This is a genomic window from Mucilaginibacter sp. 22184, from assembly GCF_052045695.1.
GTDB lineage: Bacteria > Bacteroidota > Bacteroidia > Sphingobacteriales > Sphingobacteriaceae > Mucilaginibacter.
The window spans coordinates 484142-503545 of sequence record NZ_JBQEPI010000005.1 but is presented as its reverse complement, the minus strand read 5'-3'; the positions used below and the strand labels follow the sequence as shown (position 1 = coordinate 503545).

Annotated in this window: 19 protein-coding genes and 1 tRNA gene; 10 read left to right on the top strand and 10 right to left on the bottom strand. The window is 41.7% G+C overall.

Features of this window, described 5'->3' with window-relative positions:
* Positions 1-552: 552 nt before the first annotated feature.
* From ACTJKG_RS14055 to ACTJKG_RS14030, 6 genes are all read right to left on the bottom strand, one after another.
* A tRNA-Ser gene (locus ACTJKG_RS14055) sits at positions 553-642 on the bottom strand.
* 116 nt (positions 643-758) lie between these two features.
* The gene (locus tag ACTJKG_RS14050; protein WP_172333703.1) at positions 759-1739 is read right to left on the bottom strand and encodes a YihY/virulence factor BrkB family protein; all 981 of its coding nucleotides are present in this window, start codon (positions 1737-1739) and stop codon (positions 759-761) included.
* A 10-nt stretch (positions 1740-1749) separates the two neighbouring features.
* A complete protein-coding gene (locus ACTJKG_RS14045) occupies positions 1750-2157 on the bottom strand; it encodes an acyl-CoA thioesterase (RefSeq protein ID WP_172333702.1) in 408 nt (135 codons plus the stop codon).
* Positions 2157-3212 carry an endolytic transglycosylase MltG gene (gene mltG, locus ACTJKG_RS14040; RefSeq protein WP_172333701.1) on the bottom strand — a complete coding sequence of 352 codons (1056 nt, stop codon included), beginning with the start codon at positions 3210-3212 and terminating at the stop codon, positions 2157-2159. The genes ACTJKG_RS14045 and mltG overlap by 1 nt, the downstream gene beginning before the upstream one ends.
* A 145-nt stretch (positions 3213-3357) precedes the next feature.
* A complete protein-coding gene (locus tag ACTJKG_RS14035) occupies positions 3358-3663 on the bottom strand; it encodes a rhodanese-like domain-containing protein (RefSeq protein WP_172333700.1) in 306 nt (101 codons plus the stop codon).
* Entirely contained in the window at positions 3647-4438 is a 792-nt protein-coding gene (locus tag ACTJKG_RS14030; protein WP_172333699.1) for a PASTA domain-containing protein, read from the bottom strand. Before ACTJKG_RS14030 ends, ACTJKG_RS14035 begins: the two co-directional genes overlap by 17 nt.
* A 280-nt stretch (positions 4439-4718) precedes the next feature.
* Between ACTJKG_RS14030 and ACTJKG_RS14025 the strand changes: the two genes are divergently transcribed.
* From ACTJKG_RS14025 to ACTJKG_RS14015, 3 genes are all read left to right on the top strand, one after another.
* Positions 4719-5702, top strand: coding sequence for a D-alanine--D-alanine ligase (locus ACTJKG_RS14025; protein ID WP_440739566.1), 984 nt, complete (start codon positions 4719-4721; stop codon positions 5700-5702).
* Positions 5703-5897: 195 nt separating this feature from the next.
* The gene (locus tag ACTJKG_RS14020; RefSeq protein ID WP_440739565.1) at positions 5898-6533 is read left to right on the top strand and encodes an ABC transporter ATP-binding protein; all 636 of its coding nucleotides are present in this window, start codon (positions 5898-5900) and stop codon (positions 6531-6533) included.
* Complete coding sequence (locus tag ACTJKG_RS14015) at positions 6533-7690, top strand: hypothetical protein (RefSeq protein ID WP_440739564.1); 1158 nt, start codon at positions 6533-6535, stop codon at positions 7688-7690. The genes ACTJKG_RS14020 and ACTJKG_RS14015 overlap by 1 nt, the downstream gene beginning before the upstream one ends.
* A gap of 49 nt (positions 7691-7739) precedes the next feature.
* Here ACTJKG_RS14015 and ACTJKG_RS14010 read toward each other — a convergent pair whose 3' ends face one another.
* Positions 7740-8162 (bottom strand): acyl-CoA thioesterase, encoded by a 423-nt coding sequence (locus tag ACTJKG_RS14010; protein ID WP_172333695.1) that lies wholly within the window; start codon positions 8160-8162, stop codon positions 7740-7742.
* A 367-nt stretch (positions 8163-8529) separates the two neighbouring features.
* Between ACTJKG_RS14010 and rpsO the strand changes: the two genes are divergently transcribed.
* The 7 genes from rpsO (at position 8530) to ACTJKG_RS13975 (ending at position 15381) form a co-directional block, all read left to right on the top strand.
* Positions 8530-8808 carry a 30S ribosomal protein S15 gene (gene rpsO, locus ACTJKG_RS14005; RefSeq protein WP_166086991.1) on the top strand — a complete coding sequence of 93 codons (279 nt, stop codon included), beginning with the start codon at positions 8530-8532 and terminating at the stop codon, positions 8806-8808.
* Between the two features lie 129 nt (positions 8809-8937).
* Positions 8938-11070 (top strand): polyribonucleotide nucleotidyltransferase, encoded by a 2133-nt coding sequence (gene pnp / locus ACTJKG_RS14000; RefSeq protein WP_440739563.1) that lies wholly within the window; start codon positions 8938-8940, stop codon positions 11068-11070.
* A 169-nt stretch (positions 11071-11239) separates the two neighbouring features.
* A complete protein-coding gene (locus ACTJKG_RS13995; RefSeq protein ID WP_090468044.1) occupies positions 11240-11512 on the top strand; it encodes a hypothetical protein in 273 nt (90 codons plus the stop codon).
* Positions 11513-11772: 260 nt separating this feature from the next.
* Positions 11773-12096 carry a GIY-YIG nuclease family protein gene (locus tag ACTJKG_RS13990; RefSeq protein ID WP_440739562.1) on the top strand — a complete coding sequence of 108 codons (324 nt, stop codon included), beginning with the start codon at positions 11773-11775 and terminating at the stop codon, positions 12094-12096.
* A 327-nt stretch (positions 12097-12423) separates the two neighbouring features.
* On the top strand, positions 12424-13092 hold the full coding sequence (gene rpe, locus ACTJKG_RS13985; RefSeq protein WP_440739561.1) for a ribulose-phosphate 3-epimerase: 669 nt from the start codon (positions 12424-12426) through the stop codon (positions 13090-13092).
* A gap of 184 nt (positions 13093-13276) precedes the next feature.
* Entirely contained in the window at positions 13277-14344 is a 1068-nt protein-coding gene (gene serC / locus ACTJKG_RS13980; protein ID WP_440739560.1) for a 3-phosphoserine/phosphohydroxythreonine transaminase, read from the top strand.
* Positions 14345-14430: 86 nt separating this feature from the next.
* The gene (locus ACTJKG_RS13975; protein ID WP_172333690.1) at positions 14431-15381 is read left to right on the top strand and encodes a D-2-hydroxyacid dehydrogenase; all 951 of its coding nucleotides are present in this window, start codon (positions 14431-14433) and stop codon (positions 15379-15381) included.
* A gap of 301 nt (positions 15382-15682) precedes the next feature.
* On the opposite strand, the gene ACTJKG_RS13970 is transcribed toward ACTJKG_RS13975, so the two are convergent.
* The 3 genes from ACTJKG_RS13970 to ACTJKG_RS13960 all read right to left on the bottom strand — a co-directional run bounded on the left by ACTJKG_RS13970 (position 15683) and on the right by ACTJKG_RS13960 (position 19404).
* The gene (locus tag ACTJKG_RS13970) at positions 15683-16009 is read right to left on the bottom strand and encodes a hypothetical protein (protein WP_440739559.1); all 327 of its coding nucleotides are present in this window, start codon (positions 16007-16009) and stop codon (positions 15683-15685) included.
* 59 nt (positions 16010-16068) lie between these two features.
* Positions 16069-17469: an MBL fold metallo-hydrolase gene (locus ACTJKG_RS13965; RefSeq protein ID WP_440739558.1), complete on the bottom strand. Its 1401-nt coding sequence runs from the start codon at positions 17467-17469 to the stop codon at positions 16069-16071.
* Between the two features lie 102 nt (positions 17470-17571).
* Positions 17572-19404: an ABC transporter ATP-binding protein gene (locus ACTJKG_RS13960; protein ID WP_440739557.1), complete on the bottom strand. Its 1833-nt coding sequence runs from the start codon at positions 19402-19404 to the stop codon at positions 17572-17574.

The window sequence follows — 19404 nt, the reverse complement described above, 5'->3', positions numbered from 1 at the left end:
CAAAAACATCCGCTCCCAGGAGCCTATCTGTACAACAACTTTACTCTCTTTCAAACCCTAACTCAGAGGGGTCACTTTAGATTGGCGAAGAGGGGTCAATATCATTGGTATATCCACTTAGGGTTTCATTTTGATTTTTTGGTTGTTTTAAGAAAAACATCAATCCAAAGCTTTTTTCCAACATAACACATTAATAAAAAGGTTAACAAAATTACGTTTGTGCCTGCTGTATCACAAGATGTCCATCTCGTAAACATGGTGTAATACAGTTGGTTATAAGCCATTCGTAGAGTCTTTTTATTTTTTAGCCTGATTTTTAAAAGACTCTACGAATGACGCAAAAGAGTTTTGCGATTGTATGCGAGTTTTGGTAGGTAATGACAAAGAAAAAGCCCTTTAATCTTTCAATTAAAGGGCTTTCTACACTTTTTAAATGCTTTCTGCGGAGAGTTAGGGTTCAGAACCTATGCGCTCTACGCTTTACTGATGCTGTTTTTGGCAAGTTTTTCAAAAAGACGCTACGAATGACGCAGTTTCTTTTGTTTTGCCTTATGGCGGAGAGCTAGGGATTCGAACCCCAGGAACCTTTCACAGTTCAACAGTTTTCAAGACTGCCGCAATCGACCACTCTGCCAGCTCTCCGGCGACAAAAGTACAAATCTGAAGCGGATTGCCAAATCTGAAAATGATTTTTTTTCATTTTATTTACATATCCTTAATAAGCTTTTGATAGCCAGTTTATTAATTTTATAAATTGCTTATAAATTGCCTGTTTTTTTGCTTCGGAAGGTGTTATAACGCGGTTTTTCGATGCGAATGTTGCGTTTTGAAAGCTCAATACTGGCGTTTAATTCAAATCCGATGAGCAAAATTAGCGAATTGAGGTACATCCAGATCATCACTACGATGATGGTTCCGATGGAGCCATACACTTTATTGTATGATGAAAAATGGTTTATATAATAGGAGAACCCTATTGAAGTTAATATGGCTAAGCCTGTTGCCAGAACAGAGCCCGGGTTAATGAACTTCCATCTTTTTTTGTGAGCTGGCCCATATCGGTATAAAATGGATACCGTTACAAAAAATATGATGATGATCACTACCCAGCTCAACAGCAAACCGAGTAAGGAGTACAGCCAGATAATGCTTTTACTAATTAAATGCCGCCTAATGAATTTGATGGCTGTTTGCCCGGCTACAAGTATACCTATGGCTATAACAAGGGCAAAACTGATAGCAATGGTAAGCAGTAGCGCCACGCCTCGTCTTTTTATCCAGCTGCGCCTGTCTTTGAGCAGCGATGATTTATTAAAAGCCTTCATCAGGTTGGTTACCCCATTGGTGGCAAAATACAGCGTAGATAGGAAGCCTAAGGATAATAATTTGCCATTCTGGTTCTTGATGATATCGATGAGGGTGTCCCTGAATGCCAGATAGGCGTTGGTAGGTAAAATGGTGGATAATATCCGCAATAACTCAACCTGGAAGTGATCTATAGGTATGTAAGGTATCAGCGTACACAAAAATATCGTTGCCGGAAATATAGCTAACATAAAGCTATAAGCCAATGAAGAGGCACGGTTAACCAGCGAACTGTTGGCGATCTCTTTGTAAAAAAAGACAATAACCGTATACAGTGGCAAAGGACGAAAACCTGGCAGGATGATAACTTTTGTCCAGTCAACAAAGTACCTGTAAAAACCAAACCGGAGCAAAAAATGATGCAGCCATCTCATTAAACCAAATCTACTTAAAAAACGGTACTAATTTATCAATGAAATCCTGCGGTGGTAAGCAGGGGCGGTTTGTTTTCATGTTGATGAATACCAGCAATGTTTCGCCCTGGTTGATCAGTTCGTCTTTGGGATTACTCAATTCATACCGGAAATGGATACGGATACCCGGCATTTTATCCATGATCACCTTTATGCTGATTTCTTCATCATATAGGGCTGGTTTAAGGTACTTGCATTTTAGCTCCAGTACGGGCATCATAATGCCCGACTCTTCCATACCCCGGTAGGTTAAACCCAGGCTGCGCAGCATTTCTACACGGCCAACCTCATAAAACTCGGCATAGTTGCCATAATACATATAGCCCATCTGGTCGGTTTCGCCGTACCTGACACGTATTTTAGTGGTATGCTCAAACATTAGCGCTTGATATTTCGCTCGTTAAGGGCTTGCTGAAATTTACGCGCGTTCACCAAATGGTCGCTTACATTGGTAGCAAAAGCATGATAGCCCGAAAAATCGGCCTTGGCGCACATATATATATAATCACTTTTTTGATAGTTCAGCACTGCTTTTACTGCAGCAACAGATGGCATCATGATAGGGCCGGGAGGCAAACCATTATGCAGATACGTATTGTATGGTGAGTTGTATGACAGATACCTGGTGAGTACCCGCTTGATAGTAAAATCGTTTAAAGCGAAGATAACTGTAGGGTCGGCTTCCAGTTTCATGCCTTTTTTTAGCCTGTTCAGGTACAAACCGGCTACGGCTGGCATTTCGTCATCATGCAGGGCTTCAGCGTCAACAATAGAAGCTAAAATAGACACTTCGGGCAGGCTTAGATTAAGTGCGGCGGCCTGTTGTTTACGCTCCGGAGTCCAGAATTTTTGATAATTCGCGTACATCTTTTCGAAGAACTTATCGGGTGATGTATTCCAATACAACTGATAGGAATTGGGCATAAACATGGCGTACACATTATCAGTAGTAAAACCATATTTAGACACGTAGCTGGCAGAATCCAGCAGGTTGATGATAGCTGTTGAATCGGGCTCGATCTTTTTAGATACAAAACCGGCAAACTGCTCTTTTTGCCTTAAACCGTGAAACTCCAGCTGTACGGGTTCCTGTGTACCAGATGCCAGCATATTGATGAGCTTGCGATTGCCCATACCCTGGCGCAGGTGGTAACGACCCGGTTTTACGCGTTTAGGATAGTTCATGTTTACCGCCGCCCAATTAAATGAGGCGGTGTCTTTCACCAGATCCTGCTCTTGTATGGTTTTTAATACCTGATCATAAGTGGCGCCGGTATGTATATACAGGTATTCCTGTTTGCCCGTAACGTTGGGGCCAAAGTACTTCAGATAATAATTGAAACCGGTAAAGCCCAGCAGTACAATAATAACGAGCACCAGGGCTATGATGAATTTTTTGAGTATACCCTTTGACGGCGCTTTCTGTTCAGTCATGATAAATAGATTTTTATTGAGTCAAGATATAATTATAGAGTCAAGATACAAGAGTCAGGAATCAAGATAAAAAAACTTTCTGGTTGTAATATTCCTATCGAAAACAAATTGATTTTATTAATTATTGACTCTTGTATCTTGATTCTTACTTTTTTAGTTTTTGGAGGGCTATCAATCCGCCGCTTAAATTTTTAACATCAAGATAACCATTTTGCTGCAATATAGTTTGTGCCGTTTTGCTGCGCAAACCAACTTTGCAGATAACGATAATCTCGTCTGTTTTGTTGTAGTCCCAATCCTGAATGCTTTGCTCCAGCCGGGGTAATGGTATATTGAGGCCACCTATATTATAGGTATGATATTCCATTGCCCCGCGTACATCTACCAGGTTCAGATGCTCGCCATTATTTAGGCGAGCCAACAACTCGGTGGCATTAATTTGTTGGGGCATCGGGTGTTTTGGTGCCTTGTGTTACCGTTAAGTTAATGCGTGTACCAATGCTGGCTTTACTGGCCGAATCGGTTTTCATAGGATACTGCGATACCACAACCACGTTAGTGGAGTCGGTAATGGTTCCCTGGTAAGTAATGGTACCAATAGTAAGACCGGCACCTTTAATGGCAAAGCGTGCGGCATCCAGATCAAGTTTAACCAGCTCCGGAATCTCCACTTCGCTGGCGCCTTCACCATCGCCCAAAACCAGGTCGATGCGTGAGCCTTTTGGTATTTTGGCGCCGGCTTTGATCACCTGGCCACCAAAACGAACTTCCAGGATACGATCACGCGCGATATCGGAGCGATAAGTAGTATCGCCAATTTTCAGGCCATAGTTTGACAAGGTAGCCACGGCTTCGCGATAGCTGCTTTGTTCCAGATCGGGCAGCGAAATATTAGGGGCCTGCAGCGTAACCATAGTCAGGTAAATAACCCTGCCTTCCTTTACATTGGTGCCCGCGTCAGGATCTTGCTCTACAATGGTTCCAGGGGCTACATCCTGCACATAAACCGAATCAATCTTATAATCAAAACCTTGTTCTTTTAAGGTGGCGGTGGCCCTGTCTATCAGCAGTCCTTTGAGTTTTGGTACGGGTATACCGGCTCCGTGGTGGGTATAATATCCGAGGCTGTAAAAAGCTATTAAAACGATAACTATTACCGAAATAATAGCCATGATGATGTTATTACGAAATGATTTTGTTTTTAAGTAAGCCCCAAACTTGCTCATTGGTATTTGCTTCAAATTAAGGATCAAACATAGTAATAATTTCGGATTTGGCTATGTAGAAAGTCCGAAAGTAGGAAAGGCTTGAAAGTCCGGAAGTGTTATAGGAGGAAGTTATTAGTCATGGAATACAGTGATTTTTACAAAATTTATGGTTCATTGTTTAATTATTTAGTTTAAAGAGTTTAATTTCGGCCCTGACTGATTTTTTGCCCTTTACATCACCTTTAATACTTTTAAAACAGACTTACCGTCTTTTAAGTTTTCCCCTAAAACAACAAATATGACAACTAAAAATGTAGCCCTTTTGGCCGGTGGTTTTACCGGTGAATATGAAGTATCCATCAACAGTGCCAGGAACATAGCGAGCACTTTACCGGCCGAAAAATATAAGATTTATACTTTATTAATCAAGCGTGACAAATGGTTTTATGAATCGGAAAATGGCTCGGTTGATGTGGACAAGAATGATTTTACCATCACGCTGAACGGCGAAAAGATCAAATTTGATTTCGCGTTTATTACCATACACGGCACCCCCGGCGAAGATGGTAAACTACAGGGCTATTTTGATATGCTGCGCATACCTTATAATACTTGTGATGCCACCACATCGGCCATCACCATGAATAAGGCTTATACCAAAACATTGGTAAACGGGATACATGGCCTACATACAGCTCATTCGATGCGTTTGTTTGAAAAGGATATGCATGATGTGGCTATTATTGCCGCTACACTGAAGTTTCCATTGTTCATTAAACCCAATAATGGTGGCAGCAGTGTGGGTATGAGCAAGGTTTATAATGTAGCCGGTTTACCCGATGCATTAAAAAAAGCTTTTCATGAAGATCAGCAGATATTGGTGGAAGAATTTATCAAAGGGCGTGAGTTTAGCATCGGCATAGCCCGTCTGCATGGTAAAATAACAGTTTTGCCTGCCACAGAAATCATTACTTCCAAAGACTTTTTTGACTATGAGGCTAAGTATACCTCGGGCGTAACGGAAGAAATAACCCCGGCCGACCTTACCGCGGAGCAAAACGAACGGATAGCCAATATTGTGACCGAAGTATATAGCAGGCTGAATTGTAAAGGCATGGTACGCATAGATTTTATTTTACTGGAAGGATCAAACGATTTTTATTTTATCGAAGTAAATACAACTCCCGGCCAATCAGCTGCCAGTCTGATCCCGCAGCAGGTAAGAGCTGCCGGTATGGATCTGGGTGAGTTTTATAGCGCTTTGATAGAAGGAGCGATTTAAGAGATTTCGGAACTCGGATGTTCGATTTGGGATTTATTCGGGGATGATTAAAAAAAGAATATTCTAAATCTTCAAATCATTGAATTTTTAAATCCGAAATCGAACATCCGAATTCCGAAAGTAAAAATATAGTAGAGACGCATATTTGCGTCTCTTTTTTGTAATAAAGGTTCATGATTCATTATCAAATCACCAATGTTAAAGTTCCAAAATTTCAAAAAACTATACGGAGGTTTCCCGGCATTGAAGGTTGATGAACTCGCCATCGAACCAGGTATTTACTGGATAAAAGGCGTAAATGGCTCGGGTAAAAGTACTTTGCTCAAATCCATAGCTGGTACATTATCCTTTGAGGGCGATATATTGCTGGATAACAGCATCAGCATCAAAAAGCAACCCGTGGAATACCGGAAACTGGTAAACTTTGCAGAGGCCGAACCCGTATTTCCGGAGTTCTTAACGGGTAAAGAGTTGATCGCTTTATTTGCTCAAGCCAAGGACGCGCAAGCAGGGCAGGAGCAGCATTATATCGATACCATGCAGATGCAGGCTTATGTAAACCGACCGGTCGGTGCCTACTCCAGCGGGATGCTCAAAAAGCTATCGCTGGTATTAGCTTTTATGGGTAAACCAAAACTGATACTATTAGATGAGCCCTTGATCACCATCGATATGGCATCCTTAAAAATATTAAATACCTGGATAGCAGATCGTTACAATCAGGATGGTACCAGCTTCCTGCTATCATCACACCAGGCATTGGAACATGCCGAACTACCCATAGCCCGCGAGTTACTGGTAGAAAACCAAACCCTGAAATTTATTGCCTGATGCAGCAGCCATTGACCAAAGTATTGCTCAAAATATTTGCCGGTGGTTTTTACCAGGTACATGCCGGAATATTGTTTGTTGTGTTTTTTATCATGGTGGGTACTGTGCCGGGCAATATGCTTATCACTTATCACAAATCATTAATGCTGGCCATGACCAGTAGTGCAGTGATGCTGGCTTTGGTATTGGCGGTTTGGCTTATCTATATTTTTAAAAGCTGGCATTATGTAAGTACCCAGCTTTTTGCACCTGATAAACAGTTCCTGTTTTACAGCGGCACTTCATTGAGTAAACCAGAACAGCGTAAAAGCTGGTGTTATACACAGGCTGCTATTTTAGCTCCTGTTATTATTTACGCGTTACTGGCCGTTGGGGTAGGTTTGGCTCATCATTTTTATATACTGCCCGTGGTGATTCTGGTGTTTATAACTGCTATGATCTGGTGTAGCGCGTTGATATATATCCGCCTGATGAACGGGCTAATTGATGGCAGTAAACAATCACTATTACTGAGATTGAGCAATAAATGGCGCAAGCCTTATTTCAGTCTGTACATCTATCACATATTTGACGCTAAGAAAGTGCCTTACTTTATTACCAAAGGTTTATCATGGCTCATCATTAGCGGGATGTTTTATTTATTTGCCGATGTGAAAACCGATACAAGGGTGGCAGGCATAGCCATACTGGCGGTGATCACCGCTCATGTTGTGCTGATATTTGAAGAACGTCGCTTTGAAGAAACCAAACTAAGCTTTGCCCGTAATTTACCTTATAACCGGTTCCGGTTATTCTTAAACTTTACCGCTGTTTATTTCTTTTTGTTGTTACCTGAAAGTGTTTGGCTTTTCAGCAGATTCCACCCGTTGATGGCTGTTGAACTATTGCTGGCTGGTTTAAGCACAGCCCTGCTGTTTCACAGCCTGCTGTATTGGTTTGGCTTGAATATGGACAGATACCTGCAATGGATCCTGGGCCTGTTTATTGTACTATTCTGGATAATTATGTTCCGCCTGCTTTGGGTATTGATCCCGCTGAACCTGATTGTCGCTTACCTGTTTTTCTACAATAATTATTATAGGTATAAGGGAGTCGTGAGTCGTGGTAAAATTGATGAACAATTTAGTAAAAAATCCGGTAACCCTTTAATTAGGTGAATCAAGGTTCAGACAAAAACTCACCGCTATCCACTCACTATTCACAATATTATATCAAATAGTGCTCAATCACATCCTGCGGGATCTTAGCTCCTCGGCCTGTAGCCATATCAATCATCACGTAATCAAAATAGCCGTCGCAGCTTATTTTGCCGGTACTTTTATTAGTAATAGTGAATTGCACCCGGCAGCCTTTTTCGTTAATAGATTCAATGCCTGTTTTTACAACAAAATAGTCGCCCATAGCCAGGGGGCGTTTATAATCTACATGGGCAATGCGTATCACCCAGCCAAAACCCCGTTCCATGAATTTTTCCATGGCCATACCGTAGCAGCGTTCCATCTGATCGTACCGGGCAGCCAGCACATAATCAAAATATTTGCTGTTATGCACATGCTGAAACATGTCAATATCATCAGGGCGTACGCGAAGTTCTGTTTCAAAGGTGCTATATTGGGCAGGAGTATTCATTAGGCAAATATAGTTGATTAGGTTGATTGAGTTGAATTGCTGGTTTCTTAATTACCCCCATTCACGCTTAGGGATTGCAGCGGATACCGGCCGAACCTAAGGCCCGCAGGCGTATGAGCGGAAAGCCCGGGCCGCAGGCAACGCACCTGGTAGGTCAAAAGTTAAAATTCAAAAATCAAAAGCTTTGCCCGGAAAAATATAAAGGCGACCTTTTGAATTCATTACCCTGGTAAGAAAAAATTAAAACCTTTGTTGTTAGAAAAATATAAAAATAGCCTTTTGAATTTTGAATTTTAACTTTTGAATTTAATACCTATCTTTGCACCCACAATTAATTAATCATTCACGCTTTAATATTATTCAAGTAATGTATTTAGGTAAAGAAGCAAAGGCAGAGATCTTTGCAAAACACGGTAAATCAGCTACAGACACAGGTTCTGCAGAAGGACAGGTAGCCTTATTCACCACCCGTATCGCTCACTTAACCGGGCACTTAAAAAATAACAAAAAAGACTTCTCTACTCAATTATCACTTCAAAAATTGGTAGGTAAACGCCGTGCATTGCTGGCATACCTTTACAATAAGGATATTGAAAGGTACCGTGCTATCATCAAAGCGTTACAGCTTAGGGATATCATCAAATAAGTTTTTCAAGTTTTTCATAAAAAGCCGTCCGCAATATTCGGATGGCTTTTTTACTTTTGAACAAATATTATACACACATAAAAACCGATGCGTTCCGAAAGATGAAAAGCGCATCACAACAAAAACAAGATGAGTTTAAACGTAATTAAAAAGGTTATCGATTTAGGTGACGGCCGCACCATTGAGATCGAAACCGGTAAATTGGCCAAACAAGCTGATGGTTCTGTAGTAATTAAAATGGGTGATACCATGTTATTGGCTACCGTAGTATCATCGCCGGAAGCGAAAGAGGGAGTTGATTTTTTACCCCTTTCTGTTGACTACCAAGAAAAATACGCTGCCACTGGTCGTATACCAGGTGGTTTTTTACGCCGCGAGGCTCGTTTATCAGATTATGAGGTGTTAATCTCCCGTTTGGTCGACCGTGCTTTGCGTCCTTTATTTCCCGAAGATTATCATGCTGATACCCAGGTGATGATCACGTTAATATCTGCCGATAAAGATATTATGCCAGATGCTTTAGCTGGTTTAGCAGCATCTGCAGCTTTATCTGTTTCTGATATCCCTTTTAATGGCCCTATCTCTGAAGTTCGTGTAGCTAAAATTGATGGGCAGTTAGTAATCAACCCAACCCTGAGCCAATTAGAAAACGCGACTTTAGAATTTATCGTTGCTGGTTCTGAGCATGACATCAACATGGTTGAAGGTGAATCAAAAGAAATTCAGGAATCTGAATTGGTTGAAGCCATCAAATTTGCGCACACTGCTATTAAATTACAATGTTTAGCTCAAAAAGAGTTAACCGCCGAAGTTGGTAAAACTGTAAAACGTACTTACAGCCATGAGCATAGCAACGAAGACTTGAAAAAAGCTATCTACGCTGCTACTTACGACCAGGTTTACGCTATCGCTTCTTCTGCATCTGCAAAAGACGAGCGCGGTGTTAAATTTAAAGAAGTTCGCGATGCTTATATCGAAACCTTAGGTGAGATTGATGACGTTACTAAGTTCCTGGCCAAAAAATACTACCACGATGTAGAGTATGATGCTATCCGTAACCTGGTATTAGACGAAGGTAAACGTTTAGACGGTCGTACAACTACCCAGATCCGTCCGATATGGAGCGAAGTTGGTTATTTACCATCTGCTCACGGTTCGGCTGTATTTACCCGTGGCGAAACTCAATCATTAACTACCGTTACCTTAGGTGCTAAGGATGATGAGCAAATGATTGATGGCGCGTTCATCAACGGTTACCAGAAATTTTTGTTACACTATAACTTCCCAGGTTTCTCAACCGGCGAGGTTCGTCCTAACCGTGGTGCTGGTCGCCGCGAAATTGGTCACGGTAACCTGGCTATGCGTTCATTAAAACAAGTATTGCCTTCTGAAGACGAAAACCCATACACTATCCGTATCGTTTCTGATATCCTGGAGTCAAACGGTTCGTCGTCAATGGCAACAGTTTGTGCCGGTACATTGGCGCTGATGGATGCTGGTGTAAAAATTAAAGAGCCTGTATCAGGCATCGCGATGGGATTGATCACCAATGAAATGGGTACTAAATACGCTATCCTTTCTGATATTTTGGGTGATGAAGACCACTTAGGTGATATGGACTTTAAAGTAACCGGTACTAAAAACGGTATCGTTGCTGTACAAATGGACTTGAAGATCAACGGCTTGTCATACGAAGTGTTAACCAACGCTTTGAACCAGGCTAAAGATGGTCGTTTACATATCCTTGGCGAAATGGCTAAAACCATTACCCAGCCACGTGAGGATTACAAACCACACGCTCCGCGTATTGTTACCATTAAAATCGACAAGGAATTTATTGGTGCAGTTATCGGGCCCGGTGGTAAAATCATCCAGGAAATGCAGCGCGAAACAGGTGCAACTATTTCTATTGAAGAAAAAGACAACCAGGGTATCGTTCAGGTATTTGCCGATAACAAGGCTTCTATCGACGCCGCTCTGTCACGTATCCGCGCTATCGCTTCAAAACCAGAAGTGGGCGAGATATATGAAGGTAAAGTAAAATCAATTATGCCATTTGGTGCATTTGTTGAAATTATGCCGGGTAAAGATGGTTTATTGCACATTTCTGAGATCGATCATCGTCGTATCGAAACGATGGATGGTATATTCCAGATTGGCGATGAGGTAAGAGTTAAATTGCTTGATGTTGATAAGCAAGGAAAACTAAAACTTTCCAGAAAAGTATTATTGCCGAAACCAGAAGCCCCAAAGGCTAATTAATTATTGAATTGAATATACAAAACCCTCGTAACGAGGGTTTTGTTATTTAGCCTGTTTTGTTTATGATTTTTTTGAAAAAAAATTAAAACAAAACAGGCTAATTTGAACTTTAGTAAAGTTGAGAGATTGCTGATAACACCATTAAGTCCGATCCTGCTTGAGAGAAAACATGACTTCTTCTACTAATGATCCTTTAGATTTTCTAAATAACAATCCGCATGGGATACAGTCGGGCGCACAGACCGATCTTGTGCAGTTGTTGTTATATGAGATCATCAGGGTAAAAGATCTCATCGTATATTACGACTCTATTCCCAATGGAGGCGGTCAATTAGGTTCATCTATCCTTAACGAACTGGTATCCGAAGCCTACAGCTCCCTGGTTAATTACGATACCGTGCTCATGAAGAAATACTACGACCTGTTGCTTAACTGCGATTAAGCCGCCCGGGCTTCCTGAAGGGGGAGTTTTTGAATTACATTTTTTTTCTTAACCTTTTTGTCATTCTGAACGCAGTGAAGAATCTATTCTATACCTTTTCTTCCGGCTTGCATAGTTCGCTAATAGATCCTTCGTTCCTCAGGATGACAAACTTTTAGAGTTGTAATCTAAAAATATCCTTGTCATTCTGAACGCAGTGAAGAATATATTGTACGCTATATTTCTTTAAATAAGTGCAAATTTGTAGATTCATCTGCAAGATGCGCCAGTATAACTTTTTTACTTACATCCTTACAAATTATAATAAAAGGGTATTATACACTGGTGTAACTAATGATTTAAATCAAAGATTATACGAACATTATTTTGGCATTGATCAAGCTGAAAGTTTCACCTCAAAGTATAAATGTTATTATCTCGTATGGTTTGAGCGACACCAATTTATAAATCATGCAATTGAACGTGAAAAGGAGATTAAAGGCTGGACGAGGGAAAAAAAGATAAAACTAATTGAGGTGGAAAACCAAAGTTGGGATTTTCTGAATAAGGAGATTATGGAATGGCCTCCTATCTTTACTGGTTAAACTATAACCAAAAAGTACCTTGTCATTATGAACGTAGTGAAGAATCTATTCTGTAGCTTTTCTTATGGTTTGGATAATTCACCAATAGATCCTTTGTTTCTTAGGATGATAATTTTTGTTCGTTTATGATCTAAAAAAATCTTTGTCATTCTGAGCGCAGCGAAGAATCTATTCTACGACTTTTCTACCGGCTTGCATAATTCACTTATAGATCCTTCGTTCCTCAGGATGACAACGGGGGCGAATATCATACACCCTCCCCAAAAAACTTTACATAAATTTTATAACTCTCCCTTTTGAGGGCCGTGGGGATTATTATATTTGCATATGAACCATCTGATAGCACCATCAATTTTAGCTGCCGATTTTGCCAACCTGCAACGCGATCTGGAAATGATCAATAAAAGCGATGCTGATTGGGTGCATGTTGATATTATGGATGGTATGTTTGTACCCAACATATCATTTGGTTTCCCGGTGGTTAGCGCTACCAAAAAACATGCCACCAAGCCACTGGATGTTCACTTGATGATTGTGGAGCCCGATCGTTATCTAAAAGCTTTTAAAGATGCCGGCGCCGATGGCATCACGGTACATTATGAAGCTTGTCAGCATTTGCACCGCACCGTGCAGGCTATTAAAGAGCTTGGCTGCAGGGCAGGAGTGGCCCTTAACCCACATACCCCGGTTACTTTGCTGCAGGACATCATTGCCGATCTTGATCTGGTACTCATCATGTCTGTAAACCCCGGTTTTGGTGGGCAAAAATTTATCGACAATACCTACAAAAAACTCCACGACCTGAAAGCGCTGAGCCGCGATAAAAATCCAAACCTGTTTATTGAGGTTGACGGTGGTGTTGATCAGCATAACATCCAAAAACTGGTTGATGCAGGTGCCAACGCGCTGGTTGCAGGCAGTTCTGTGTTTTCGTCGGCCGACCCGTCGGCTGCCATATCTCACCTTAAATATCCCGAAAAGTTATTACAATCGTAATAAATTCTACGAACCCGGTAGGATAAATTACAAATTTGCAATCAAAAGGCCTTTTGTTGATTAATTGTATATTTTTTCAAAAAATGCAAATAATCTCTATATATTTTGTCAAATTAATTAACTTCGGCCCAACTAAATACGAAGTTCCTAATCGTGTATTCAGAACCTACAATTTGTTAACTATATGAAACATAATTTTGGTGCCGGACCCGGCATTTTACCTCAGGAAGTTTTAAAACAAGCTGCTGAGGCAGTAATTGATTTAAATGGTATAGGATTGTCATTATTGGAGATCTCACACCGTTCAAAAGAATTTGAAGCAGTTTTAGATGAAGCTGTTAGTTTGGTGAAAGAGTTATTCAGCGTTCCTGAGGGTTATTCGGTTCTGTTTTTACAGGGAGGTGCCAGCACACAGTTTGCTTTGGTTCCTTATAACCTGTTGCCGTCAACCGGTAAAGCCGCCTACCTGGAAACAGGTGTTTGGGCAAATAAAGCTTTAAAAGAGGCTAAATACTTTGGCGAGGTTGAAATTGTAGCTACTTCAAAAGAGAGCAACTTTACTTATATTCCTAAGGATTATACTATTCCTGCGGATGCCGCTTATTTCCACATTACTTCAAACAATACCATTTACGGTACGCAATTACAGGAGTTCCCTAAATCGCCTATCCCGTTGGTTTGTGATATGTCGTCAGATATTTTCAGCCGCAAAGTTAACGTTGCTGATTTTGGTTTGATCTACGCCGGTGCTCAGAAAAACATGGGTCCGGCCGGTGTAACCCTGGTGATTGTAAAAGATGATATTTTAGGCAAGGTTGATCGCAAGATCCCGTCTATGTTTAACTACCAAACACAAATTGAAGGTGGTTCTATGTACAATACGCCTCCATGCTTTGCCATCTATGTTTCAATGTTAACCTTAAGGTGGTTAAAAGGTAAAGGCGGTGTTGCTGCCATTGAGCAGGAAAACATCACCAAAGCACGCGTATTGTATGATGCTATCGATGCTAACCCGCTGTTTAAAGCAGTGGCTGCTCCGGAAGATCGCTCTAACATGAACGTATGCTTTGTAATGGAGAACCCTGAGCTGGAAAAACCTTTCCTGAAATTATGTGACGAAAGAGGCATAGTAGGCATCAAAGGTCACCGCAGTGTAGGTGGTTTCCGTGCTTCCATTTATAATGCATTGCCATTAAGCAGCATTTTGGTGCTGATTGATGTAATGAACGAGTTTGCAGAAAGTAATAAATAATTTAGTGAATGGTGAGTGGAGAATGGTGAGCAGTTTACCGCTATTCAACCATTCACCGCTCACTGCTCACCACTCACACAAAAGACATGATCAAAATATTAGCTAACGATGGTATAGATCCAATTGGAAAAAAAATGCTGGAAGATGCAGGATTTTTTGTTGACACCAACAATATACCTCAGGATGAATTGCCTGAAAAATTAAAAAATTACGATGCCATCACCGTGCGTAGCGCAACCAAGGTACGCAAGGCATTAATTGACGCTACTCCAAACCTGAAACTGATTGGTCGCGGTGGTGTTGGTGTTGATAACATTGATGTTGACTATGCCAAAGAAAAAGGCATCGGCGTGTATAACACTCCCGCTTCATCTTCATTATCAGTAGCCGAATTGGTATTTTCAAGCCTGTTTGGCGGCGTTCGTTTTCTGTATGACAGCAACCGCAAAATGCCGGTTGAAGGTGGTACCAAATTCAACGATCTGAAAAAAGCTTATGCGAAAGGTATCGAACTACGTGGTAAAACATTAGGTATTGTAGGTTTTGGCCGTATCGGTCGCGAGGTAGCCAAAATTGCTATCGGCGTAGGTATGGAAGTGTTGGCTTATGACCTTTTTGAATTTAACTCCGAGCTTGACATCGTTTTGGGTGGTGGTACAACCGTAAAGGTTTCTGTAAAAAAAGCTACACTTGACGAAGTGATCAAAACAGCTGATTTTATTACGCTGCATACCCCATTTATTGACAAAGCCCTTTTAGGCGCCGAAGAACTGGCTCAAACCAAAAAAGGTGTAGGTCTGGTGAACATTTCACGTGGCGGCTTAATTGACGAGCTGGCCCTGATCGACGCCTTAAACAGCGGACAGGTTTCATTCGCGGCATTAGACGTATTTGACAATGAACCAACTCCGCGCGAAGAAATACTGAAACACCCTAAAATTTCCCTTACCCCGCACATTGGCGCCGCCACCAACGAGGCTCAGGAACGCATAGGTGTTGAATTGGCCAGTTTGATTATTGACCATTTCAAAAAATAAAAAGTAAATACGAGGTTTACTGTTTAACGCAAATAGCCGGGATCAGCAATGGTTCCGGCTATTTTGTTTTTATGGCCGATTGAAGACGGGGCATTTCGATAGAGCATGAAGGGGTGAGAGTGAGGATGAAAGAGAAATCTTCTGCAGTAAATTAATACTTTTTAAAATTTTAAAAGCCGCCCAAAATCGTGTGAAAATTTGTTTAAAAGTGTTAAACTCGGGGGTTTGAAACAATTTTTGAATGTTTTACCTCGTTTTTGAGCAGAAAAGTGTTAAAATTTAAGGTTTAAAAAGTAAAGATTTAATTTCCAACCCCAACGTATTTGATAAACTCAACGGGATGTTTTCGGGAAACCAGGAGCCGTATTTTGGAGTCGACTTTTAAGCTGTCGGTATTCCTTAAAGAGAAATGATTGTTGATTATTTGCCCATCATAATCATATTGAACATCTATTTCCGTTCTGTCGATCTTGGGGTGCTGAAAACCGGTAACTTTTGCAACAACAAGTATGCTGTCTTTGAATGCTTTTTCCTGTCTTAAATAACCGTAAGCAACTATAATAAAGGCAAGGCAAAAAATAACCCGGCTCAGTTGCATTTTGTTCTTAAAGTTTGATAAGGGTGCCATAGTTGATTGGGCTTATCTATGAAAATAGTTTGATGATCAATAATACGTATTTCCCTGGCTTAAAGTGTATAAACCACGTTTTTCTCTGGTATTGTTACAATATAGCCATTCTGCTCCAGGTCGTTAGCCAGTAACTGCATACTTTCGGTTTCTCCATGTACCAGGAAAACGTTTTTGAGTTTCGATTTGTCCTGTTGTTTTACGTTCTCCATCAGGTCGTTATGGTCGCCGTGGGCGCTCAGTACGTCGGTTTGTTTGATGGTGGCATAAACGGCCAGTTCGCGATCTTTGATGTGTACTATGGAGTCGCCACGCAGCAAACGGTGCCCTAAAGTACCTTTGGCACAGTAGCCTATAAAAAGGATGGTGCAGTAATAATTCTGGACATTATAAAACAGGTGATCCTGGATACGGCCGCCCTCCAGCATACCAGCAGAAGAAATGATGATGCAGGGCTCATAATAATTGGATATCTGGCGACTATCTTTCAAATTCTCTACATAAGTAAGGTTTTCGAACTCAAATTCATCGCCCTTGTCCTTGTAAAAATCCTGGGCATCCTGATTAACCAGGCTATGGTACTTTCTGAAAATGCCGGTTGCCATGGTGGCCATTGGACTATCCACAAACACTTTAACCGGTGGTAGCAAGCCTTCGCTGAAGATCTTGTTGAGGGAGTACACCAATGATTGGGTACGGCCGATACTGAACGCAGGAATGATCAACCGCCCTTGTTCTTTGACACAGGCTTTATCAATAACCTCTATGAGGGTTTGCTCAACCGACTTGTCTTTAGTGTGGTAGCGGCCTCCATAGGTCGATTCTGTGACCAGGTAATCAACCGGTGGCAACTCCTGTGGATCATTTAATACCGGGTAGTTTTTGCGACCGATATCCCCGGTGAAGGCAATGGATTTTTCTTCACCATTTTCTGTAACACGCAGGACCGCTGCTGCTGCACCTAGTAAATGTCCAACAGGTATAAAAGTAAGCTCAATATTGCCATTGATACGGAAAGGCCGGTTAAAGCCGATGGTCACAAAACGGTCTACAGTATCCATCACGTGCTTTTGTAGGTAAAGTGGCTGTGGACCTCCGCCGGTATTGAATTTGCCCTTGCCGCGTTTCCTGTGGCCTTTGCTGGCCTTATTCATGAAGATACTAACAGAATCGAGCAGTAATAATTCGGTGAGGTCGGCGGTAGGCGGGGTACACAGGATCTGGCCGTTAAAGCCCATTCTGATGAGTGTAGGCAGATTGCCCGAGTGATCGATATGCGCGTGGGTTAATATCACCACGTCGATCTCTTCAGGGCGAAAAGGGAAATTCTCGTTATCTTGTATGTTGCGGTCTTTCTCGTAATCTAACCCGCAATCCACTAAAATCTTATATCGGTCAACCTCCAGCAAATGCATGCTGCCGGTTACCTGACGGGCTGCCCCGTGTATGGTTAATTTCATTTTTATAGGTCGATGGACTATGGACGATAGACCATAGTCTCTGCAATTCTTTACTGTTGTAATATATTAAAATAATCGCTATGGTCTATGGACTATCGACCATTAACCATTCTGCGCGTCAAATTGTAATTGGTTCAGGTAGCGGTACAAACCCTGCTCATTGCTGATGAGTTCCAGGTGATTACCACATTCAATGATCTCGCCTTTTTCCAGTACAATGATCTTATCAGCTTCACGAATGGTTGATAAGCGGTGAGCTATGATGATGGACGTACGATCCTTCATTAATTCCTCCAGAGCTTCCTGTACCAGGCGTTCTGATTCGGAATCCAATGATGAGGTAGCCTCGTCCAGGATCAATATTGAAGGATTTTTAAGCAACGCCCGGGCTATAGCGATACGCTGGCGCTGACCACCCGATAATTTAACACCACGTTCGCCCACCACGGTTTCGTAGCCTTCGGGGAAAGAGGTAATAAACTGGTGAGCATTAGCACGTTTGGCAGCTTGGATAATATCTTCTTTAGATGCACTCAATCGGCCATAAGCAATGTTTTCTGATATCGTTCCGCCAAAAAGCATCACATCCTGGGGAACTATGGCTACCTGGTTACGGATATCAGTGATAGAAAAATCAGAAGCTGGGCGACCATCAAACAAAATATTTCCACTTTGTGGATGATAGAATTGCAGTATCAAGGATGCCATGGTTGATTTACCCGAACCACTCGGCCCAACAATAGCCACTTTTTGACCAGCCGCCGCATCAAAGGAAATGCCCTTTAAAACGGTAAGCTCCGAACGGGAAGGGTAGGCGAACACCACGTTGTCAAAAGCAAGATTGCCTTTGATTTTTTGATCTACCTGGTTGTTATTTTCAATCATTTGTATGTTTTCGCCTTGTTCGGCCAGTATTTCCAGTACGCGTTCGCTTGCGCCAACAGCTTTCTGTAAATTGGCATAAAGGTCTGGAAAAGTGCCCATAGCGGCGCCTACGAATATAGAGTACATGATAAACGTAGTCAAATCGCCCACCAGGATCTCATGGTTGCTCACCAGTACCGATCCATACCATATCACACCTACGAAGGTGCCGAACAAACAAAACACGATAAAGGATGCAAATATCCCGCGAAATTTGGCACCTTTTACGGCTATATTCACAACCATACGCAAAATTTTGTCATAGCGGGTAGCTTCATAAGCTTCGTTCACAAAAGCTTTTACGTTGGCGATGCCTTGCAGGGTTTCTTCAACAATGGTATTTGATTCAGCCAGCCTGTCCTGCGCCTGGCGTGATAGTTTGCGGATATATCTTCCGAAAAACACAGCAAAACCTACCAGGAAGGGGAGGATAGCCAGTAAAGCCAGGGTTAATTTTATCGATACCACCGCTAATAAAATAACACTGCCTACCATGATCACCAATTGCCTGATGATCTCGGCAAAAGTAGTGGTTAAAGTATCCTGGATCTGTGACAGATCGGCTGAGATGCGGCTGTTCAGTTCACCAACACGGCGATTGGCGAAAAAGTTCATGGGCAGCGTGATCAGCTTAAAATAGGTATCACGACGGATATCGGCCAATGATTTTTCGGCGACCTGTACAAACCAAACTACCCGGAAAAAGGAAACAAAAGCCTGACCGAATAGCAATACAAAACCAGCAAGGGCGATGGCATTAAGACTATGGGGTAAATAACTGTTTGGGTATTTACCTTGCGCGGCATCTATTAAAGCGCCCAGAATTTTAGGAAAAGCAAGGCCCACCAGGCTGGATATGAACAAAAATATCAATCCTGCTATAAATTTGCCTCGGTAAGGTTTAATGTAATTGAGTAGCTTACGGATGTTTTGTATGCTCTGCCTGTTTATTTTTGCTTTGGGTAATTCTGCTTCTGCTTTAGCGCCACTATTCAGCCGTCCTCTTGCCAT